16 protein-coding genes and 1 riboswitch are annotated in these 20,129 nt (G+C 41.2%); of the genes, 12 read left to right on the top strand and 4 right to left on the bottom strand.

Translation table 11 applies throughout. From position 1 onward, the window contains the following. Positions 1 to 80: 80 nt before the first annotated feature. Positions 81 to 2,726: a sensor histidine kinase gene (locus tag V7K41_RS04920; protein WP_334846046.1), complete on the bottom strand. Its 2,646-nt coding sequence runs from the start codon at positions 2,724 to 2,726 to the stop codon at positions 81 to 83. A gap of 641 nt (positions 2,727 to 3,367) precedes the next feature. On the opposite strand from V7K41_RS04920, the gene V7K41_RS04915 reads away from it, so the two are divergent. From V7K41_RS04915 to V7K41_RS04860, 11 genes are all read left to right on the top strand, one after another. Further along, a complete protein-coding gene (locus V7K41_RS04915) occupies positions 3,368 to 5,620 on the top strand; it encodes a glycoside hydrolase family 65 protein (protein ID WP_334846107.1) in 2,253 nt (750 codons plus the stop codon). A gap of 277 nt (positions 5,621 to 5,897) precedes the next feature. Next, positions 5,898 to 8,708: an ATP-binding protein gene (locus V7K41_RS04910; protein WP_334846045.1), complete on the top strand. Its 2,811-nt coding sequence runs from the start codon at positions 5,898 to 5,900 to the stop codon at positions 8,706 to 8,708. 317 nt (positions 8,709 to 9,025) lie between these two features. After that, positions 9,026 to 9,165: riboswitch (cobalamin riboswitch) on the top strand. Between the two features lie 26 nt (positions 9,166 to 9,191). Next, on the top strand, positions 9,192 to 9,971 hold the full coding sequence (locus V7K41_RS04905) for an energy-coupling factor ABC transporter permease (protein ID WP_334846043.1): 780 nt from the start codon (positions 9,192 to 9,194) through the stop codon (positions 9,969 to 9,971). Beyond that, on the top strand, positions 9,958 to 10,257 hold the full coding sequence (locus V7K41_RS04900) for an energy-coupling factor ABC transporter substrate-binding protein (protein ID WP_334846040.1): 300 nt from the start codon (positions 9,958 to 9,960) through the stop codon (positions 10,255 to 10,257). The genes V7K41_RS04905 and V7K41_RS04900 overlap by 14 nt, the downstream gene beginning before the upstream one ends. Then, positions 10,257 to 11,069, top strand: a complete 813-nt coding sequence (cbiQ, locus tag V7K41_RS04895) for a cobalt ECF transporter T component CbiQ (RefSeq protein WP_334846038.1) — start codon at positions 10,257 to 10,259, stop codon at positions 11,067 to 11,069. The genes V7K41_RS04900 and cbiQ overlap by 1 nt, the downstream gene beginning before the upstream one ends. After that, positions 11,044 to 11,871 carry an energy-coupling factor ABC transporter ATP-binding protein gene (locus V7K41_RS04890; RefSeq protein ID WP_334846036.1) on the top strand — a complete coding sequence of 276 codons (828 nt, stop codon included), beginning with the start codon at positions 11,044 to 11,046 and terminating at the stop codon, positions 11,869 to 11,871. Before cbiQ ends, V7K41_RS04890 begins: the two co-directional genes overlap by 26 nt. A gap of 148 nt (positions 11,872 to 12,019) precedes the next feature. Further along, positions 12,020 to 14,113, top strand: a complete 2,094-nt coding sequence (locus V7K41_RS04885; RefSeq protein WP_334846034.1) for a hydantoinase/oxoprolinase family protein — start codon at positions 12,020 to 12,022, stop codon at positions 14,111 to 14,113. A gap of 77 nt (positions 14,114 to 14,190) precedes the next feature. Then, positions 14,191 to 14,517, top strand: coding sequence for a hypothetical protein (locus V7K41_RS04880; protein ID WP_334846033.1), 327 nt, complete (start codon positions 14,191 to 14,193; stop codon positions 14,515 to 14,517). A gap of 48 nt (positions 14,518 to 14,565) precedes the next feature. After that, positions 14,566 to 14,955, top strand: a complete 390-nt coding sequence (locus V7K41_RS04870; protein WP_442943129.1) for a DUF7689 domain-containing protein — start codon at positions 14,566 to 14,568, stop codon at positions 14,953 to 14,955. Positions 14,956 to 14,973: 18 nt separating this feature from the next. Beyond that, complete coding sequence (locus tag V7K41_RS04865; RefSeq protein ID WP_334846027.1) at positions 14,974 to 15,564, top strand: hypothetical protein; 591 nt, start codon at positions 14,974 to 14,976, stop codon at positions 15,562 to 15,564. A 63-nt stretch (positions 15,565 to 15,627) separates the two neighbouring features. Next, the gene (locus V7K41_RS04860; RefSeq protein ID WP_334846026.1) at positions 15,628 to 17,190 is read left to right on the top strand and encodes a hydantoinase B/oxoprolinase family protein; all 1,563 of its coding nucleotides are present in this window, start codon (positions 15,628 to 15,630) and stop codon (positions 17,188 to 17,190) included. A gap of 3 nt (positions 17,191 to 17,193) precedes the next feature. On the opposite strand, the gene V7K41_RS04855 is transcribed toward V7K41_RS04860, so the two are convergent. Both V7K41_RS04855 and V7K41_RS04850 read right to left on the bottom strand, forming a co-directional pair. Further along, a complete protein-coding gene (locus V7K41_RS04855; RefSeq protein ID WP_334846024.1) occupies positions 17,194 to 18,009 on the bottom strand; it encodes an alpha/beta fold hydrolase in 816 nt (271 codons plus the stop codon). Between the two features lie 56 nt (positions 18,010 to 18,065). Further along, positions 18,066 to 18,458, bottom strand: a complete 393-nt coding sequence (locus V7K41_RS04850) for a carboxymuconolactone decarboxylase family protein (RefSeq protein WP_334846022.1) — start codon at positions 18,456 to 18,458, stop codon at positions 18,066 to 18,068. A 222-nt stretch (positions 18,459 to 18,680) separates the two neighbouring features. On the opposite strand from V7K41_RS04850, the gene V7K41_RS04845 reads away from it, so the two are divergent. Next, positions 18,681 to 19,100 carry a (2Fe-2S) ferredoxin domain-containing protein gene (locus V7K41_RS04845; RefSeq protein ID WP_334846020.1) on the top strand — a complete coding sequence of 140 codons (420 nt, stop codon included), beginning with the start codon at positions 18,681 to 18,683 and terminating at the stop codon, positions 19,098 to 19,100. Positions 19,101 to 19,285: 185 nt separating this feature from the next. Here the strand turns inward: V7K41_RS04845 and V7K41_RS04840 are convergent, their stop codons facing one another. Next, positions 19,286 to 19,894, bottom strand: coding sequence for a nuclear transport factor 2 family protein (locus tag V7K41_RS04840; protein ID WP_334846017.1), 609 nt, complete (start codon positions 19,892 to 19,894; stop codon positions 19,286 to 19,288). Positions 19,895 to 20,129 lie beyond the last annotated feature (235 nt).

Below are 20,129 nucleotides of genomic sequence, written 5' to 3'. Positions count from 1 at the left end.
TTAAGATATTTTTTTGCCATGCTCAATAACAGCTTAACAACAGCTCATTTTGCGATTAATTATTTTTTATTAGGAAGTCCTTAACTCCCCCATTCTCCCGCCTTTTTCCAAGGAAGTTTGACTGTAAATCGACTACCTTTACCTAACTGACTTTCGGCATGGACAGTTCCACCGTGCAACTCGACAATTTTTTGCACCATTACTAATCCTAAACCAGTGCCTGGAGAACGAGGGTTAGAGGCAGTTTCAACTTGTACAAAAGGTTGAAATAATTTGAAAAGGTCATCAGAAAGCATTCCAATACCTGTATCTACCACGCTAAAAAAGATATATTCATTGGTGGAACTTGGCTGAACTTCAATCCAGACTTCGCCTCCTTCTTTAGTAAACTTGATCGCGTTAGTCAATAAGTTGATAAATACTTGGCGGATGCGGGGTTCATCAACTTGAATGGGTTCGAGTTCTTCAGGTACTTCTACCCTCAGCCGGATATTTTTCTGGAATGCCAGATGTTTGACAAAACTTAGGCTAGAGTCAGATAATCCCTGAATCGAAGTAGCAGCTAGTTGCAGCTCTATCTTGCTGGATTCGGTGTCGGTAAAGTCAAGGATTTGGTTAATTAATTCTAGTAAGTTTTTACCGCTAGATTCGAGCATATTTAGAGACTGGCGCTGTTCTTCACTCACAGGGCCGTACACTTGCTCTTTGAGTGCTTCTGTGATTCCTAGAATGGAGCTTAAGGGATTTCTCAGATCGTGGTTGATGTTTCCTAAAAAGGTGCTTTTGGCACGATTTGCCACGTCGGCAGCTTCTTTAGCCTGACGCAGAGCGGATTCTGCACGTTTGCGATCGCATACTTCTAAAGTTAGGGCGACAATTTCCGCGATTGAGCTAATGAAGTTTTGCTCGCTCAGTTCCCATTTTTGGGGAATATCAACCTGCTCGTACAATACTGTTCCCACCATTTTGCCCCCAACCCAAAGGCTGGTATCAAGTAGGGATACAATATTATTTGGTTCGAGCAATTTATCCCATAATTCTTGTACTCGTGGATCGGTGCGAGTGTCAGAAACGGCAATGGTACGAGAAACCACCAAAGCTTTAAAGTAGATTAAATAATCTGCAAGGTTGTGTTCTAAACCTGCCGAATGTCTCTGATTGCTGCGTTCATAGAGACTTATGCATTGTAGCTTGGTGCGCTCACTATTGAATAACCACACACTCACTCGCTCTACTTCTAAGGCATTGGCTGCTTTTTCTGTGATGACTTTGAATGCTGTTTCTAAATTTCCTTCAAAAACCGCTTTGTGATTTGCCAGTTCTGCTAGTACTTGATGATGCTTTTCCAGTTTTTGCTCGTTGTTAATCCGTTCTTGAATCTCCTGTTGTAATTCTTGAGTTCGCTGCTTAACTTGCAGTTCTAAATCCTCATTTTTGCTAATCAGTGCAGCAAAGGTTTTGCGTAAATCTTGCGCCATCTCATTAAAAGATCCACTTAGCACCTCTAATTCTTGAATGCCTTGTACTTTCACCACTGAGTCTTCGCTGTTGGTAAAATCAGTTAAATCTTTTGTCGCCCTGCTGAAGTGCAAAATTGGCACAGTAACCCACCGGGCGGTAACAATCCCCAATATAATAGCTAGTGCCAACGCTCCCAAACAGAGAAAAATTGTGGTTTGAGTGTTGCGATTGATTTGTCCCATAAAGTCTGCTTCTGGGACAGCCACTATTATCAACCAGTTGACATTTGGTTCGCCCTCTAACGGTTTAACTTCTAAAAATTGCCGTTTGCCGTCCAAGGAAAAATCCAGTTGCTGTAAACTTTGAATTTGGTCAAAGTTACTAAATTTAGTTTTTAAGTATTTAGCGGTTGCTTGAGTCAAAGAATCGCCGCTTTGGGAAGCTGCTAACCTAATGGGTTTACCATTTTGTAAGCGGAATGGTTCTTCGCTTGTGGAACTTGCCACTAATAGCCCCGATCGCTCGATAATAAAAATTTGCCCAGACTTGCCAACTTTGATGTTTTGCAGCAAATCCCCAATTTGTGATATGTGATTGAGAGTGCTGTTGACTCCGAGTAATTCACCTTGGGAGTTATAAATGGGTTGAGATGCACTAATTAGGAGTGTTGGTTCAGTGCGGGGTGTAAAAATCTGACTAAAGCTGAATTTTTTGGCGGTAACTGCTGTTTGATAATCAGGACGCGATCGCGCATCATAGTTTTTGATTACTTCTGGTAATTGAGTACGTTGACCTTGAGAGTCAATTATGTAGGTATAGAGATCGTACCCAGTTGACTTATCGGCTTTTCTGAGTAAAGATTGGCGATCGTTGAACTTCTCCACCGCTAGATATTCTTGTTCATTGTTTGCAGTTATTGCCAACGCATCTGGAAAAATCTTTAACTGCTCTATTAAGTATGACTCCCAGCTTGCCAGATTCTCTATCTTCAGCAACCCCATGTTAATAAGATTTTGATTACTGCGTAGTACCTGACGCGGAGTTGCCAAATAAGTTTGTAAATTCTGCTCGACTCGATTGGCAACTTCATGACGTAATTCGTTAGCTACCTCATTAACTGCTTTTTGCCCGTTTCCGATTGATAAGTATGCAGTCAATCCCACAGCTAGCCAGATTTGCAGCAGAAACAACGCTACCAAGATGCGACTTAGATGTACGCCTTGAAACAGGGAAAAAACACTACCTTGCCCAGTATTTTTATTCATCTGCCCACTCCCCCTTCCTGTTCTGTAGTATTGAGTACAACACCTCGAGTTTGCTGTCCTGTGGGCTTATGCATAGTTTGTACTCGGTCGGGTCAAGTGCCAATATATCACTTCTGGTAAAAGAACAAAACGTTACTTAACTGCACCTGTAGATTTTACCAGTCAAAAATCGTCCATCATATCGTGTCCGGTGAAAGACTTATTATTAAGACCGCAGGGGGCAGGGAGCAGGGGGAAAGAGGGTTTTCCGGTTTCTGCATAGATTACGGGAATTATAACTAATTAACCGGACATGGTATCACAAAGACAAAGACGCGATAAATCGCCGTCTTTACAATAATCAGTCCTTTGTAGAGACGGCGATGAATCGCGTCTTGCCTGAATTGTAAATATGAAAGAAATTGATGAAAAGCTGAATCAATTCGTAGCTAGTTGAGATTTATGAGTTATAACTGGCATTTTTCAATAAATCTAACTGTAGACAGATGAAATTTGAAACGTTACTCTTATCAGAAGCGTATTTTTTAGCGTTCAGACTATCTTTTAATCTAAGCGCTAAAGAAAAGGAGTTAATCACTTAAAGATTGCTCCTAATTTTACTGCATCTTACTTACAGCCATCCCCAAGAGGTTTTATCACTCATGCTCAACGTATCCACTCACAATTCTCAACAAAATCAGCAATTAATTGACAATACTGACTGGAACGTTATTGAAACGGAGTTTAATCCGACGCAGTTACATCACAAAGAAACTGTCTTCACTCTTGGTAATGGGTTGTTAGGAGTGCGGGGTACGTTTGAGGAAGGGTATTCCCAAGATTTTCCAGCCACACTCATCCACGGTGTTTATGATGATGTGACAATTGCTCATACCGAATTGGTAAACTGTCCCAACTGGCTGCCATTAGTGGTGAAAGTTGCAGGCGTTCGCTTTAGCATGGACAGTGGTGAGATTCTCAACTACGAACGTCGGCTCGATTTACGCTTAGGCTTAGTTAGTCGTGATGTGCGCTGGCGTAGTCCTAATGGTCATATCCTAGATTTTCACTTCGAGCGTTTCACCAGTTTAGCAGACCAACACGTTTTGGCAATTCGCGCTCAAATCACATCGGTAGACTTTGAGGGTGAAGTTACCGTTGAAGCCGGATTTGACAGCGAACCAGATACTCAAGGCATCAAACATTGGCGAACCTTAAACCAAAGTGGTATAGATCGGATTATCTGGTTAAACAGTCAAACTCTCCACTCAGATATTCAACTTGGGATGGCAGCTAAGTTAGTGGTAGATGGTGACGAGACTAGACTCGTGAGCATCGAAAATGCTTCTAGTTCTCCCACTTTGACAACCACCTTAGAGTTATATCCCGGAAAAACGGTAATTGTAGAAAAAATTGTCACCTTGTTTACTTCACGAGAGACAGAAATCCCGATTGCCGCCGCCTTACAAAGACTCGCTGATGAACCGAGATATACTACCCTATTAGCAGCTCATATTGCTGCATGGGAGCAAGTGTGGCAAGACAGTGACATTATTATAGAAGGCGATCGCTTGGCTCAATTGAGCGTCCGTTACAATCTCTTCCAATTACTAGCGGTGACACCGCGTCACGACAACCGGGTAAGCATTCCTCCCAAAACCCTTTCCGGTTTTGCCTATAGCGGACATATCTTTTGGGATACAGAAATATTCATCCTGCCTTTCCTCACCTTAACTCAACCAGCCTTAGCGCGTAACTTGCTCACCTACCGCTACCACACCCTACCAGGAGCGAGACGCAAAGCTCAAGAAGCAGGTTATCAAGGAGCGATGTTTGCTTGGGAAAGTGCCACTACTGGCGATGAAGTCACTCCGCGCTGGGTTCCGGCTGCCAACGGTGAATTAATCCGCATCTGGTGCGGTGACATTGAAGTGCATATCACTGCTGATATCGCTTATGCAATTTTACACTACTGGCAGACTACCAACGATGATGACTGGATGCGCGATTATGGCGCGGAAATTATCCTTGATACGGCTGTTTTCTGGGAAAGTCGGGTGCAGTGGAACCAAGAGCGCCACAGCTATGACATCCTAGATGTGATTGGCCCGGATGAAAATCACGATCGCGTTGATAATAATGCCTTCACCAATCTCATGGTACAGTGGCATTTGCAGTCAGCTTTGGCGCTGTGGGATTGGCTCAAACAAGCTTATCCTGAAACCTCAGCCCAACTAGTGCAAAAACTCAACTTAACCACAGAGCGTCTACACCATTGGGCGGAAATCCAAGAGCGTCTATTTGTCAATGAAGATGCTCAAACGGGTTTAATTGAGCAATTTGAAGGCTTTTTCCAGCTAGAAGACGTTAACCTCGCTGATTACGAACCGCGCAGCAAATCTCTGCAAGGTTTGTTGGGAATTGAAGCTACCAGCCAAAAGCAGATTCTTAAGCAGCCAGATGTATTGATGCTCTTGTATTTATTGCGCGAACGTTATGACCATCAAACCCTCGCCACCAACTGGGACTATTACACCCAACGCACCGACCACAGTTATGGTTCTTCATTAGGCCCAGCCATTAACGCCATCTTAGCTTGCGACCTCAATCAACCAACCGAAGCCTATACACACTTTCTGCGATCGGCCTTGGTAGACTTAGAGGATGTGAGACTGAACGCAGCCGAAGGAATTCACGCTGCCAGTGCTGGAGGAGTATGGCAAGCAGTAGTTTTTGGGTTTGGCGGTATTCGCATGAATCAATTTGGCCCCATTGCCTGTCCCAATCTACCACCTAACTGGACGCGTTTGAAGTTTCGCCTGCAATGGCGTAACGAGTGGTATGACTTCGACTTACAAGCCGAAACAGAAGTCAAAGTTCCCACCTTGGCAGATACACGCTCAAAAATTAGCTAATAGACTTCTTGCGTGAATCAAAAGCCCTCACCCTAAATCCCTCTCCAAATTGGAGAGGGACTTTGAAATTGGCTCCCCTTCTCCCAATTTGGGAGAAGGGGTTGGGGGATGAGGGCAATAAACGCTGGTCTTGTAAAGTGAATTTTCTCTGATGAAAGATTAGATGTAGTAACATCTAAGTATGATTCCGTACAAAAAGTTTTTATTCTGAATATTTAAGAGATGGGAACTCTAGCTAATAAGCTTAATTACATTATCCCACCGAACACTGCTAATCATGTCCCATTTTGCTCATTCCACATTGGGCCAATCTTCTTCCCCTCGCTTAACTAGAAGCTTGAGTGCTGTTGAAAGTTGGAGCTTTGGTTTGACAGCTCATATTTCTTGGACAGCATTGGTTCCAGTTATTCATGCTGCTCTCGGTTCTCAAGCTATTTTTGTTTGGATACCTGCGGTGATTTTTGGAATGCTGCTTAACTATCAGGTAAAACGCTTAGGTATGCATTTCATCAATGTAGCTGGAGGAACACCTAACTATGCTACCAAGCTACTGCAACACTACCCAGGACTAGCTCGCTATGCAGCAATTGGATACCTCCTCAATTGGGTTTCCTACCTGTCAGTGAATACAATCGTACTCAGAGATTTAATTAAAGTAAATTTGCAGGCGCTGGGTATTACCTGTCCAGACATATTTCTGGATATTAGCTTTACACTGTTACCTTTTATTGTGGCGTTTAGTGGGACTCGCGCCCTGAGTATTTTACATTTGTTTTTTGTAATTCCAGCCTTTGCACTGCTAATGACTTTCTGTGTTCAAGGTCTTAGCTGGTTAACGTTTTCTCCCTTTAGTCCTGGGTTTTTTCCTAGCAGTTGGTCATCTTTGAGCTTCGTGGATTGGGCAAAGTGGTTCTTTTTCGTCACTTATGCAACCTACAGTTGTGAAACGGCTTCTTCCTTTGTCGCCGATAGCCGCAACCCCACTCAAACGCTAAGGTTTCTAGACGTTGCCGCCTGGATGATGCCACCCATCTTTTTGGGGGGGTCTTGGGTAGTGATGCGGTTAGCAACAAATCCCAACCTTCAAGACAATGCTTTCCTGAATCTTGTGGCGGCTTCCCGGCCCTTTTGGGGAAGATTCGCTAGTGTAAGTGTTTCTTTTTTGCTAGTAGCTGCTTGTCTACTAGGTTCGGCAACGGTGGTTTCTAATTGCCCGCGAATTTTGTATCAACTGGCCTTAGATAACCACATTTCACCAGTATTTTCTGTTGTCTCACGTCGAGGTGTGTTTGTCCCAGCATTGACATTAACACTGGTGTTGTGCTTAATTTATCTGATTTGGGGAGATGTGGCGCGAATTGTGGCTGTTGGTAACATTGGCTGGTTTATCTCCTTTATGTTACTGCATTTGGGGCTTTGGCTGCGGCGCGATCGCCCGGAAGTTTTGTTTCCTCGCATATCTCTGGCCATTCTGCTGTTAGAAGTTGTGGTGCTATTGGTGGGCGGATTTGCCTGGGGTTGGCTCAACTTGCTGATTGGGCTATTATTTCCCATTGGTGTTATGGGAATAGATGCAGTAATTCGCCGTATGGATTTCCCTGCTTTCCATCCTGATTGGTGGATGCGGCGATATCGCACGCGCCCTGTGGTAATTATCAAAGATTCAGTAATTCTTCAGGTGAGCATCCTGATTTTTTTACTGTGCAGCGCTGTGGCAGTTGGCTGGTTATTTGGCGTCAAACTTAATAAAGTGGCAACTGCGGGCGGTGAGAATATATTTGTGGTGCTACTGATGAGCGTGGCATTTGTGGGAGTAGCGATCGCTTGTTGGACAAGTTTACCGCAAGTGGTGGCGATCGCAGAAGCGCGAGAAGCCGCCGAACATCTATTTACTGTCGCCCAAGATGGTATTTTAGTCGTAGACGACCGAGGCATTATCCGCCAAGCTAACCCAGCCACAGAATCGTTCTTTGGTGTCAACCCCTCTGAGTTGCGGGGAAATCACCTTAACAAATGGCTACCTGCATTAGTCTACTATCCAGAGCAGTGGACAAAGCGTAGCGAACAAATTCTAATCGGTAATGGGAAAAATAGAACTCTGGAAGTTTCCATCTCTGACCGACCCCATCGGGATTTTCAGGAATATGTCGTCATTCTCCACGACATTACCCAGCGCAAACAAGCAGAGCAGATATTGCGATACTCAGAAGCACAATTGCGCCAAGAAGCAAAGCAGCTAGTATCTCAATTGGTGCATAGTGAGAAAATGTCGAGTTTGGGACAGTTGGTAGCAGGTGTAGCGCATGAAATCAACAACCCAATCAATTTTATTTATGGCAATGTCGGCTATGCCAATCAATATATCCAAGATTTATTAAGATTGCTGCAATTATACCAGCAAAACTATCCTAATCCAGCAAAGGAAATTCAACAAGAAACAGAAGCGATCGACTTAGATTTTCTGATCGCAGACTTGCCCAACTTGCTAACTTCTATGACAGTTGGTGCGGAACGAATCACAGAAATTGTCTTATCTCTGCGAAACTTTTCTCGGTTAGATGACGCAGAAATGAAAGCTGTGAATATCCATGATGGGATAGATAATACGTTGATGATTCTGGAACATCGCCTCAAACCTAAATCTAACAATCTAGCAATTGAAGTGATTAAAGACTACGGCGACCTGCCATTAGTAGAATGTTATGCTGGACAACTGAATCAAGTATTTATGAATCTTCTCGCAAATGCGATCGATGCTTTAGAAGAGGCAGTGGAGAATGGTGAGTGGGAAGTAAGGGAAGAAACGCTCTCTACTCGTCAAATACGGATTCAGACTAAACTCACTAGCGAAAATCAGGTAGTTATTTGCATTGGCGACAATGGTATAGGCATTCCAGAAAAGGTACAAAAACAATTATTTGAACCATTTTTTACGACTAAACCAGTTGATAAAGGTACTGGATTAGGTTTATCTATTAGTCATCAGATTATCACCCAAAAACATCAGGGAACATTACAATGTATTTCTGCTCCTGGGCAGGGGACAGAATTTGTAATTGTAATTCCGCTAAACCAGCAAGTTATCTAATTGTCAACATCATCTTACGTGGTTTTATTTTTAACAAAGTAAAAATTTCCCCCTTGGGTTGCAAGAGGTCTATTAGAATGTTAGCTTGATTTAGGCTTTGGCTACAGTGGAATTATCATGTGCGTTCGATACGAAAACCAAGTTTTTCACAAATTTTTTACATGGCATAATTGTTAACGAAGATATCAGCAGTGATTCTGTTTCGTTGCTCATCTCGACTAACTTGCAGTAACTGTTGTCGTAACTCGGTTTCTATATCCTGATACTGAGTCCGATTTGAAAGGGTTAAAAATCACGGCTCAAAATTTAGTAATAGTGTTATAGTTACTCCAATCGGTTCTGATGGGGAGCAGCCATCGGACGCAAGGGGGAAAGTCCGGTGAAAATCCGACGCTGTCCCGCAACTGTGAACCAAAATTAGGTGAGTCAGGATGCCCGCCGGTTAGAATCAATTCGTTTACATAAATCTGCGAGTTACAGATTATGAAAAGAAAAAAACAGGCGTTAGTCAGTCTAACCCTGATGGGAGTTATCAGTTTTTATCTGGTAGTTGGTTTACCCAAACCCGCCTACGCCATGCACATTATGGAAGGTTTTTTACCAGTGCAGTGGGCGATTTTTTGGTGGGTTGTGGCATTACCATTTTTTCTATTAGGATTGCGTAGTCTGACTCGTATTACCCAAGCTAACCCGGAACTAAAACTACTACTGGGCTTGGCTGGTGCTTTTACTTTTGTGCTGTCAGCGTTGAAAATCCCTTCCGTCACAGGTAGTTGTTCTCATCCTACGGGGACAGGGTTAGGTGCGGTGCTGTTTGGCCCCCTGACTATGACAGTTTTGGGTAGCTTAGTATTGTTGTTTCAAGCTTTGTTACTAGCGCATGGCGGCTTGACAACGCTGGGGGCAAATGCTTTTTCGATGGCGATCGCTGGACCATTTGCAGCTTACTGGATATATAATCTGACAATGAAGTTGGGTGGTAAACAAAAAATCGCCATATTTCTAGCAGCTGCGATCGCAGATTTACTAACCTATGTTATCACTTCTATCCAACTAGCCCTAGCTTTTCCTGCCCCTGTTGGTGGATTTATTGCTTCATTTACCAAGTTCGCCGGAATTTTTGCTATAACTCAAGTTCCCTTAGCAATTAGTGAAGGATTACTAACTGTGTTGGTATGGAACTGGTTGCAATCCTATAATCCTCAAGAATTGGAATTGTTGCAATTAATCAAGCAGGAGCGTCAAAGTAATGAGTCAATCTAAAAAAGGGTTGAGTAACTGGCTGTTGGTAGTAGCTGTATTAGCTTTAGCAGTTGCACCGTTAATATTTGTGCGTGGTGGCGAATTTGCCGGTTCCGATGACAAAGCAGAAAAAGCAATTACTGAAATACAACCTGGATATAAACCCTGGTTTAAATCATTTTTTGAACCAGCTAGTGGTGAAATAGAAAGCTTATTATTTGCTTCGCAAGCAGCTTTAGGTGCGGGAGTAGTTGGTTATGCAATTGGGTTGTATAAAGGACGTTCCCAACAACAAAAACGTGAATAATGAGCTTGCAAATAGATACTTTAGCTTATACTAATCGACTGCGAAGATTGCCACCAGAACATAAACTAATTTTTGCATTTACTACTCTTGCTATTTCCCTTGCTACCCATCCGCTAGTGCAAATTTTGATGGTGCTTTGGATGGGTCTTTGGACAGTTATTTATGCAAGAATTCCGGCTGGTGTTTATTTTCGGTTGTTAATGTTCACCATAGTTTTTTGTTTGACAAGTTTACCAGCCCTAATGGTGAATGGAGTTGCGATTACTGATTTGCCAAGGGTGCAATTAGACTCGTGGTTTGGACTAACTTTCGGACACTTCTATATTTATATCAGTCATAGTGGCAGTATCCAAGCATTGGGAATTTTAACCAGAGCATTAGCATCTGTTTCTTGCTTATATTTTCTCATGTTAACTGTCCCGTTCACGGAGATATTACAAACTCTGCGTTACTTACGATTTCCAGTGCTTTTAACCGATTTATTATTACTAATGTATCGGTTTATTTTCATCCTGCTGAATACAGCCAGTGAATTATGGACAGCACAAAATTCCCGTGGTGGCTACCGCACTCTTGCTATTGGAATGAAAAGTTTAGCACTACTAATCGGACAACTATTACAGCGAACCTTACAACGATATAGTCAGTTCTCTCTCGGACTAGAATCACGAGGTTTTGTGAGTGAATTTCGAGTTTGGCATCCCCGGCGCTATCGCCCCCAAGCGCGATATATCATCGAAGCAATTTGCGGTTGTGTAGGATTAATAGGATTAGAATTTTGGCAAAATGCAGGAATATTTACTCGAATTTGAGCAGGTATATTACACCTATCCAGTAGCACAGCAATCAGCTTTGAATGGTCTAACACTGAGAATTCCATCTGGCCAAAAGTGTGCATTAATTGGTCAAAATGGTTGCGGTAAGACGACACTATTCTTATTAGCTAATGGTCTATATAAACCTGATTCTGGCGTTATACGTTGGCGTGGTGAACCGTTAAGTTATAATCGAAGTTATCTCAGTAAATTACGGCAGAAAGTTGGGCTAGTATTTCAAGATCCAGAACAACAATTAGTAGCTTCTACTGTTGAAGAAGATATCTCTTATGGTTTGTGTAATTTAGGTTTGCCAGAAAATGAAATTAAAGACCGAGTAGAACAAGCATTAATTGAATTTGAACTGACAACTTTAGCAGAAAGACCAGTACATCATCTGAGTTTAGGACAAAAAAAACGAGTTTCTATAGCTGATGTCATGGTACTCCAACCCGAACTATTGGTGTTAGATGAACCAACTGCATACTTAGATATAAAACATACTCGTAACTTGATAGCAACTATGAAGAAAATTCATCAAGATGGAACCACTTTATTAATGGCAACCCATGATTTAGATTTAGTTTATCGTTGGGCAGATTGGGTTTTTGTCATGGATAAAGGGCGGCTGATGCTAGAAGGCAAACCACAAGATGTATTTAGCCAGCGTATACTTTTAGAAGAGTTAGAGTTGGGTGTACCATTGATATATGAGATGCTATTTGATGGGCTATCTCCTGAAGAGGAAGTAGTTATAAAAAGAGTACAGCAGCGAATATTAAAGATATTTCATAATTAGACTGATTTCCTATTTCTTAGTCCCTACTGCCTACCTATCGCGTTTAGCACACAACGCAAATAAGTTCAGAAATCAAAGTGGATTTCCATAGTATAATATTTTTATATCATTATTATGCTACCTACTATAGTATCGAGTAAACAGAGTAATGCTGAAGGTTTTTGCTGACCGTGGTGGTACATTCACAGATATTGTTGCTGTTACTAATAATCAAGCATTTATCAATAGACTTTCAAAACATCCCGAACGTTTTTTAATTGTGAATCTACCTAATCAGCAATATATTATAGTCTACAAACTACTTTCAGAAAATCCCGAACAATATGAAGATGCGGCCATCCAAGGTATTCGAGATATCATGGGGATTGCTACCAACGAACCCATTCCTACAGAAGCGATAGAAGTAGTGAAAATGGGGACAACAGTAGCAACAAATGCGCTGTTAGAAAGAAAGGGAGATAGGGTTGTTCTTCTGATCACCAAAGGGTTTAAAGATGCACTGCAAATTGGCTACCAAAACCGTCCAAATATATTTGCCCGCCAGATAATTTTACCAACGATGCTTTATGAGCAAGTGATTGAGATAGATGAACGCTACGATGCTAACGGAAATGAATTAATACCTATAAATATTGAACAAGTCAAAAGTGACTTACAAGCAGTTTACCATACAGGAATTCGGAGTTGTGCTATTGTTTTGATGCACAGCGATCGCTATCCTGAACACGAACGACAAATAGCCAAACTTGCCCAAGCAATCGGCTTTACTCAAATATCCGTATCCCATCAAGTTAGTCCTTTAATGAAGTTGGTTAGCCGGGGAGATACAACAGTAGTCGATGCTTATTTAACTCCTATTCTACGTCGCTATGTCAACCAAGTAGCGAGTCAGTTACCGGGAGTGAAATTAATGTTCATGAAATCTGATGGCGGTTTAGTCGCAGCTGAACAATTTCAAGGAAAAGATAGTATTTTAAGTGGCCCGGCTGGCGGTATTGTTGGCGCAGTTCAAACTAGTAAAAGGGCAGGTTTCGAGTTAGTTATTACTTTTGACATGGGAGGGACAAGTACAGATGTTGCCCATTTTAAAGGAGAGTATGAACGACAACTAGATTCGGAAATTGCTGGGGCGCGGATGCGAGTTCCTGTATTAGCAATTAATACCATTGCTGCTGGAGGTGGTTCTGTTCTCTTTTTTGATGGTTCTAGTTATCGTGTCGGCCCTAAATCTGCTGGATCAAATCCTGGGCCTGCTTGTTATCGGCGTGGCGGGCCATTAACGGTTACTGATGCCAATGTAATGTTAGGTAAAATTCACCCACAATATTTTCCTTCAGTTTTTGGCATTGATGGCAATTTACCTTTAGATAAAGATATTGTTATTCAAAAATTTACCCAATTAACTCAAGACATTCAAGCCGCTACGTTAAATCATTGCACTCTTGAACAAGTAGCCGCAGGATTTATGGCGATCGCAGTGGAAAATATGGCGAACGCAATTAAAAAAATAAGTCTGCAACGCGGTTATGATGTTACCCAATATGTGCTTTGTTGTTTTGGCGGTGCAGGTGGGCAAGTTGCTTGTTTAATTGCCGATACTTTGGGAATGAAAAAAATATTTCTACATCCTTATGCTGGCGTTCTCTCTGCTTATGGAATGGGATTAGCTGATGTGCGGGCGATTAAAGAAGGAGGAGTTGAACAACCTTTAACTCAAGCATTAGTCCCTAAATTACAGCAGTTAATGGAATATTTAGAAACTCAAGCTATAAGCGAAATAGATGAGGCACTGAGTCAAGTAGAAGTAATCCGAAAAGCTCACTTAAAATATCAGGGTACTAACTCTACCTTGACCGTTAATTTTGCCGATGATGTGGTATTGATGCGACAAGAATTTGAGAGTGAACATCAATCTCGCTATGGTTTTATTCAATTAGAGAAAAGCTTAATTGTTGAATCCGCTTCCGTGGAAGTAATTCAGAAAATGGATACTCCCGAAGAACCTTTAATTATTCGTACTCGCCCTTTAAATGAAGTCCCTGTATCTGTTGAGACAGTCAGGATGTTTACTGCTGATAGATGGCACAATACTCCTGTTTATCGACGGGAAGATTTACAACCAGAAGATAGTATTAATGGCCCTGCGATCGTTGTCGAAAAAATTAGCACTATTGTAGTGGAACCTAACTGGCAAGCGAGATTAACTGAATGTAATCATCTAATTTTACAGCGTAAAGATTGATGAATTCATCAAAGACAACGTAAATTTACAAGATAATTAATATTAGTTAACTTGTAGCCAATCTAAATAGAGGTTAAATGTCACCTTACGTTTATCCGGTTATTAAAACCGCAGAAATAGAAACTACATTCTCAGAATTAGCAGAACAATGGCGGCGTGAAACAGGAATGCTCTCTGTTGCTTCAAAAATATCAATGCATCCCGCTTATCAAAGAATAATCGGGATGGGACAACCTGTTGTTCCTTTAATTATGCGTGAACTTGAGCGCGAACCAGACCATTGGTTTTGGGCCTTAAATGCAATTACAGGAGCAAACCCTGTCAAAGCTGAACAGCGTGGTAGACTTCAGCAAATGGCTGTAGCTTGGATTGAATGGGGGAAAGCAAATGGATATAGATGGTAAGTTAGAAAGCTACAGAGAAAATAAATTTCCCAACTTATACCATACTGAATATTCTGTAACCAGCAACCAAGTACATCATATAATTGTTTTGCTTGGGCTGCGGGTGAGGATGATCGCTGGTGGAGTCCAATAGACCCAGATAATATGTATTACTGGGTAGAAGCTGTAACAGCAGAATTAACTATGTCAGCTTTTATCCAAGCATACAAAAGCTTAGGGTACAAAGTTTGCGACAATTCCGAGCTTGAAGTGGGTTTTGAGAAGATAGCAATATACACTACTTCTGATGGTGAACCAACCCACGCCGCCAGACAATTATCTAACGGAAAATGGACGAGTAAACTTGGGCGTTGGGAGGATATAGAGCATGAACTTGAAGGTTTGACAAGTGAAATGTATGGTTCTGTACAGCAAATTTTAAAACGTCAGACTTATTAATTCAAAATTAAAATTCAAGTGACTATGGAAATGAAGCTAACTAGGTTGAACCAAGAGGATTACTTAAAGACGATTAACTTAGCTTTCACAAAGTTATCACAAACAAATCATATTGAAGACGATTTTATTTTACATTACTGCAAAATTGCTTTTAGAGACAAAGTAGATTGGAAAACTAATTTAGATGATTTAAGTTATAGCGAAAAAGTAGTTTTTCAATATTTAATTGATGTGGGACTAGTCGAGAAGCCAGAAAAATCTAAGCAAGCAAAACAGGAAGATTTAGTTAATCGACTGCTAAAATTTACTTTTATTATCGGTATTTTTGGCTTGGGGTTTGCCACACCATTTCTAGCTAATTTTGTAAAGGAGTCTGAGGCTATATCCGACTACAAAAGCAAAATATCAAATTTAGAATTGCAAATCGACAATTATAAAAAAGATATTCAAGACCTGACATCCGAAAGTCAAGAGTTACAAAAAATCGCTAAACCAGAAGTGATTCAAGAGCTTGAACAAAAATTAGATAATGCTGAAAGAGCTAGACAAAATCTTAATGAAGAGCTAGCTAAGGAGAAAAGCAAGAAATGTCTAATTAGACTTCCTTAAATAAATTTGCTGGTGGTAGGGCAAATCTAGCTATGAAATCATCTATCTCAAGAAAATCTCAAAATGTACACAACATCTCAACCCGATCCCGTCCGCTTAGAAATATTCAAAAACCTCTATCAATTTATTGCAGAACAAATGGGGATTGTTCTCCAAAATACGGCAACATCTGTCAATATTAAAGAAAGGTTAGATTTCTCCTGCGCTATCTTTGACTCTTCTGGATTACTAGTTGCTAACGCCCCCCACATTCCTGTACATTTAGGTTCAATGAGTGAAAGTGTCCGCAGTTTAATTAATGATAAAGGCGACACCATAAAACCGGGAAATGTCTATCTATCTAATAATCCCTATAACGGCGGTACACATCTTCCTGACGTAACTACAATTACCCCTGTTTTTCTAGAAAGTAGAGAAAATTCTGCATCTATTCCCCTATTCTACGTCGCTTCTCGCGGACACCAAGCTGATATCGGTGGAATTACTCCCGGTTCCATGCCTCCCCACAGTACCACAGTTGAAGAAGAAGGAATTATTTTTGATAATTTTCTCTTAGTTGAAGAGGGAAATTTTCGAGAATCAGCAGTCAGACAGCACCTCGCAAATCATACTTATCCTGCTCGCAACTCTGACCAAAATATTGCTGATTTTAAAGCACAAATTGCCGCTAATGAACGAGGAGTACAAGAACTTCGTAAAATGGTTTTCCAATACAAGCTCGATACTGTTCAAGCTTATATGAAATTTGTGCAAGCTAATGCTGAGGAGTCTGTTAGACGTGCGATCGCAGTTCTCAAGGATGGCTCATTTACTTATAAAATGGATAATGACGCACAAATTCAAGTTAAAGTAACGATTCACCCAGAAAACCGCAGTGCTACTATTGATTTTACAGGGACTTCTCTACAACTAAATAGTAATTTTAATGCTCCTAAAGCTGTAACTCAAGCAGCAGTGTTATATGTCTTCCGTACTTTAGTTGATGATAGTATTCCTCTCAATGCTGGGTGTCTTAATCCTCTAGAAATTATTATCCCGGTTGGCTGTATGCTCAACCCAACCTATCCAGCCGCAGTAGTCGCAGGTAATGTAGAAACTTCTCAAACTATTGTCGATGCTTTATATGGTGCTTTGGGTGTTATAGCTGCTTCTCAAGGAACGATGAATAATTTTACTTTTGGTAATCAGCAATATCAATATTATGAAACTATTTGCGGCGGCTCTGGTGCAGGAATTGATTTTGCTGGCACTGATGGCATTCATTCCCACATGACTAACTCTCGCTTGACCGATCCAGAAGTTTTAGAAACCCGTTATCCTGTACTTTTAGAAAGCTTTAGTCTTCGTCCCGATAGCGGTGGCAAAGGAAAATATTCGGGTGGTAATGGAGTTGTCCGCCGCATTCGATTTCTAGAACCCATGACAGCTAATATTCTCTCTGGTCATCGCCTGGTTCCTCCCTTTGGATTAAATGGTGGGGAAGCAGGAAAAGTAGGACGCAACTGGATACAACGACAGAATGGAATTGAAGAAAATTTAGACAGCACAGCAACAGTAGAGATGAAAACTGGAGATGTTTTTGTAATAGAAACTCCTGGCGGCGGTGGATTTGGTAAATTATCTTAATAATCAAAAATTGCTATAAGCTGGCTTCAACTTCCCCAGAAAATTAAGCATAGCTGAAACCACAGCATCCGGCGACTCAATCAAGAAGCCATGACCACCACGTTCGATGACTACAAGTTCAGCATTGGGAATACCTTGAGTAAGTTGTTGGGAAAACTTTAACGGGGTGAGAATATCTTGTTTACCAACCAAAACTAAGGTAGGACAATGAATTTTTTGGAGGCGGTCTATTGTGTCACTGCTAAGGATGGCTTGGCTATGATGATAAAGTGAATGAGTTGCAGGCGGGAAAGGATATCTGATGGCAAATTCAATCAGACCTTCGATCATGTCAGGAATTGAGTAGAAAGCATCTGTAAATATCCAGGGCAATACGACTTTTTCATAAAGTTTTAGGTCTACATTACTAGAAAGTTCGCCCCAAGTCTCAATGATGCTATTGAATAATGCATCACCCTTTGCCAAAGATGAAAGTAGCATCAGACTTTTTACCTTTTCAGGGTGTGCTAACACTAATTCTTGGGCTATCTGACTACCCATTGAATGGCCTGCTAGATGCACCTGATTAATTCCGATGCGATCGAGCAATGCTGCAACGTCACTAGCCATCTGTTTCAGACTATAGGGGTTTTCGGGAGCAGAACTTCTCCCCATACCTCGGTTATCCAAGCGAATGACTTGATACTGCGAAACCAGTGATGGCATAATCAGCGACCAATAGGCATGATCGCAAAGATAGCCAGCTATTAATAGCAAAGGCTCACCTGTTCCCTTAATGTCGTAGAACAAATCAATTCCATTAATCTGAACCTTGGGCATAGTAAATGATTCTGCTAAACCTTATTTTTAAGTAGGGATAGACAAAGGCTAAACTCCTACGTTTTGAATTTCTCATCCACCGGAATTTGATAGCCGTTGGCGAGGCGATTGGTCATATTGGCAGTGGCTGCGATCGCCATTAGTTCCCCGAACATAGTATCATTCATACCCTTGGCACGCGCCGACGCTGTGTGTGAGGCGATGCAGTACTCACAGCCATTCGTCGCACTCACGGCAATATAAATCAGTTCGCGCATCAGTGGATCGATCTCACCAGGGCTAACCATCACTTCCTTTACAGCTTGCCACGTTCGTTTCAGGGTGGGAGGATGATTGGCTATGGCTTTCCAAAAGTTATTGATGTAGTCATTCTGACGTGTAACGCGGATGTCATCATACACTGCACGTACTTCGTCGCTGGCTTCTTCGTATTCGATCGGCTTAGTCATATTTTAATTCCATGTAGTTTCCCCAGCGAGTGGGAACCTCTAAATTGTAATAGTGAGTTGCAATTAAAGATAGTAATATCATCTCTCCTTGGCATCTATTGGTGAAAATTCTACATCGTCTACAAACGACTTGGCATAGGCTAGCATTTCTTGGGCGATCTACTAGAACAGACTAAACAGGAAATTTACCCTATCCTGTCAGATAAATAGGTGGGGTCGTCCATGAAAAAATTGATCCAGCGTATTAAGAGATTGCTAAAACGTATCCTCAAGAGGTCTGCATTCAATTCTCAGCAACCATCGCCCTTAATAAATTCTCGCCCGTTAGACATTTCTATTTCCAGTGTTTCTCCTCGATGGGAGTCTGGTTTGGTGCTTGTGTGTTCGCAATGTGCAAACGAGCGCTCAGGCTCAACAGCTTCCGAAGACTTAGAAAATTGGTTGAAATCTCGTTTAAAGTTTGAGGGATTATGGGGTGAATTTCGGGTCGTTAGCACTAGTTGTTTAGGGGTTTGTCCACGGATAGGTATTACTGTTGTTGTTGTAAGTAATGGAAATCACGGTAATAGTCCATGCTTAATTGTAAATCCTCAGAGCGATCGCGAACTTCTTTATTCATATATCAAACAGAATAAAGGCTGACTGCAAAGGTTTACTAAAGCTTAAAATTATTTAATTCAGAACTGCCTTTTTTCTGGCACTATATTTGGCTCAAGTGGCAAATAAAAAAAGGAGTGAATATTTTAATTCACACCCCTTTTTTCAGGTCATCAGGGAGGTAAAGAATACTTATCCAACCCGTATTAGTGTTATTCCAATCTCAAGAATTATTCTTTTAAACGAGGTATATTTGGTCTGACAAAGGTAGCTGAGGAATTAGTACTTCGAGCATTAGTGCTTGAAGAAGAACTTGGGGAACTGAGATTCAAAAAATCGATGAGTTTGAGAGTACGATTACGAATTTTCCAGCGTCCATTTTTGTTAACGACTTTATCTTCATAAGTGCCATTAGCGACATCAATGCTGGTTTCCGAGCGTTTGTGAGTCGCATGGAGGTAAGAAGTCATCGTTGCTTGATTATTTTGAACTGAAATGTTTATCGTACCCATCAAATGTTGAGTAGCTGTATATCCATTTCCTTGGAATACTGAATAGACAAAATCTGCCCAAGAATCTGTGCCATAACGTGTTTCACTTGCCCCATCAGGAAAAATAGCAGTGAGGACTGAATCTTGAGTAAAACAATCTCGATAAATATTCTTTCCCTCTAGCAGATTTCCTCTACCAATAGCATCAGTTCCCAGAGCGTAACAAGATGTTAATTTTTGAATTTCTAATTCCGCGTTAGGTTGAGCTGCACTTGCTAATTCAAACCTACCTCCAACAAACAGCACAAAAGTGACTGCAAGCACAATCAAAGTTATACGATTTAACAAAAACGAAATAGCCTTTGAAACTATTCCCCTATTCTCTCTTCTTTTTTCCACAAGATGACTTCCTTAATTATTTACGATTTTCGCATCTTGTACTTTACCAAATACTAAAGTTTGGGCTAATAATTTTAGCTCATAAAAATTGGCTAAATGCTTGCATACTTTGCTAGCAATTACGTTTTATATCCGCTAGAAAACCTATTTTCTAGTAAATGATAAAGCTAGTACGTACAAGATT

Origin of the sequence: Nostoc sp., assembly GCF_036917415.1 — a bacterium.
In the GTDB taxonomy this organism is placed as follows: domain Bacteria; phylum Cyanobacteriota; class Cyanobacteriia; order Cyanobacteriales; family Nostocaceae; genus Nostoc.
Note: the sequence above shows the minus strand (reverse complement) of the source record. Positions and strands in the feature narration are given on the sequence as shown.

What these genes read in the sequence shown, in the direction of transcription:
- cbiQ (WP_334846038.1), top strand. Translation starts at nt 10,257, where the DNA reads ATGAGCTTGCAAATAGATACTTTAGCTTATACTAATCGACTGCGAAGA.
- V7K41_RS04915 (WP_334846107.1), top strand. Translation starts at nt 3,368, where the DNA reads ATGCTCAACGTATCCACTCACAATTCTCAACAAAATCAGCAATTAATT.
- V7K41_RS04905 (WP_334846043.1), top strand. Translation starts at nt 9,192, where the DNA reads ATGAAAAGAAAAAAACAGGCGTTAGTCAGTCTAACCCTGATGGGAGTT.
- V7K41_RS04880 (WP_334846033.1), top strand. Translation starts at nt 14,191, where the DNA reads ATGTCACCTTACGTTTATCCGGTTATTAAAACCGCAGAAATAGAAACT.
- V7K41_RS04900 (WP_334846040.1), top strand. Translation starts at nt 9,958, where the DNA reads ATGAGTCAATCTAAAAAAGGGTTGAGTAACTGGCTGTTGGTAGTAGCT.
- V7K41_RS04920 (WP_334846046.1), bottom strand. Translation starts at nt 2,726, where the DNA reads ATGAATAAAAATACTGGGCAAGGTAGTGTTTTTTCCCTGTTTCAAGGC.
- V7K41_RS04855 (WP_334846024.1), bottom strand. Translation starts at nt 18,009, where the DNA reads ATGCCCAAGGTTCAGATTAATGGAATTGATTTGTTCTACGACATTAAG.
- V7K41_RS04845 (WP_334846020.1), top strand. Translation starts at nt 18,681, where the DNA reads ATGAAAAAATTGATCCAGCGTATTAAGAGATTGCTAAAACGTATCCTC.
- V7K41_RS04885 (WP_334846034.1), top strand. Translation starts at nt 12,020, where the DNA reads ATGCTGAAGGTTTTTGCTGACCGTGGTGGTACATTCACAGATATTGTT.
- V7K41_RS04910 (WP_334846045.1), top strand. Translation starts at nt 5,898, where the DNA reads ATGTCCCATTTTGCTCATTCCACATTGGGCCAATCTTCTTCCCCTCGC.
- V7K41_RS04850 (WP_334846022.1), bottom strand. Translation starts at nt 18,458, where the DNA reads ATGACTAAGCCGATCGAATACGAAGAAGCCAGCGACGAAGTACGTGCA.
- V7K41_RS04860 (WP_334846026.1), top strand. Translation starts at nt 15,628, where the DNA reads ATGTACACAACATCTCAACCCGATCCCGTCCGCTTAGAAATATTCAAA.
- V7K41_RS04890 (WP_334846036.1), top strand. Translation starts at nt 11,044, where the DNA reads ATGCAGGAATATTTACTCGAATTTGAGCAGGTATATTACACCTATCCA.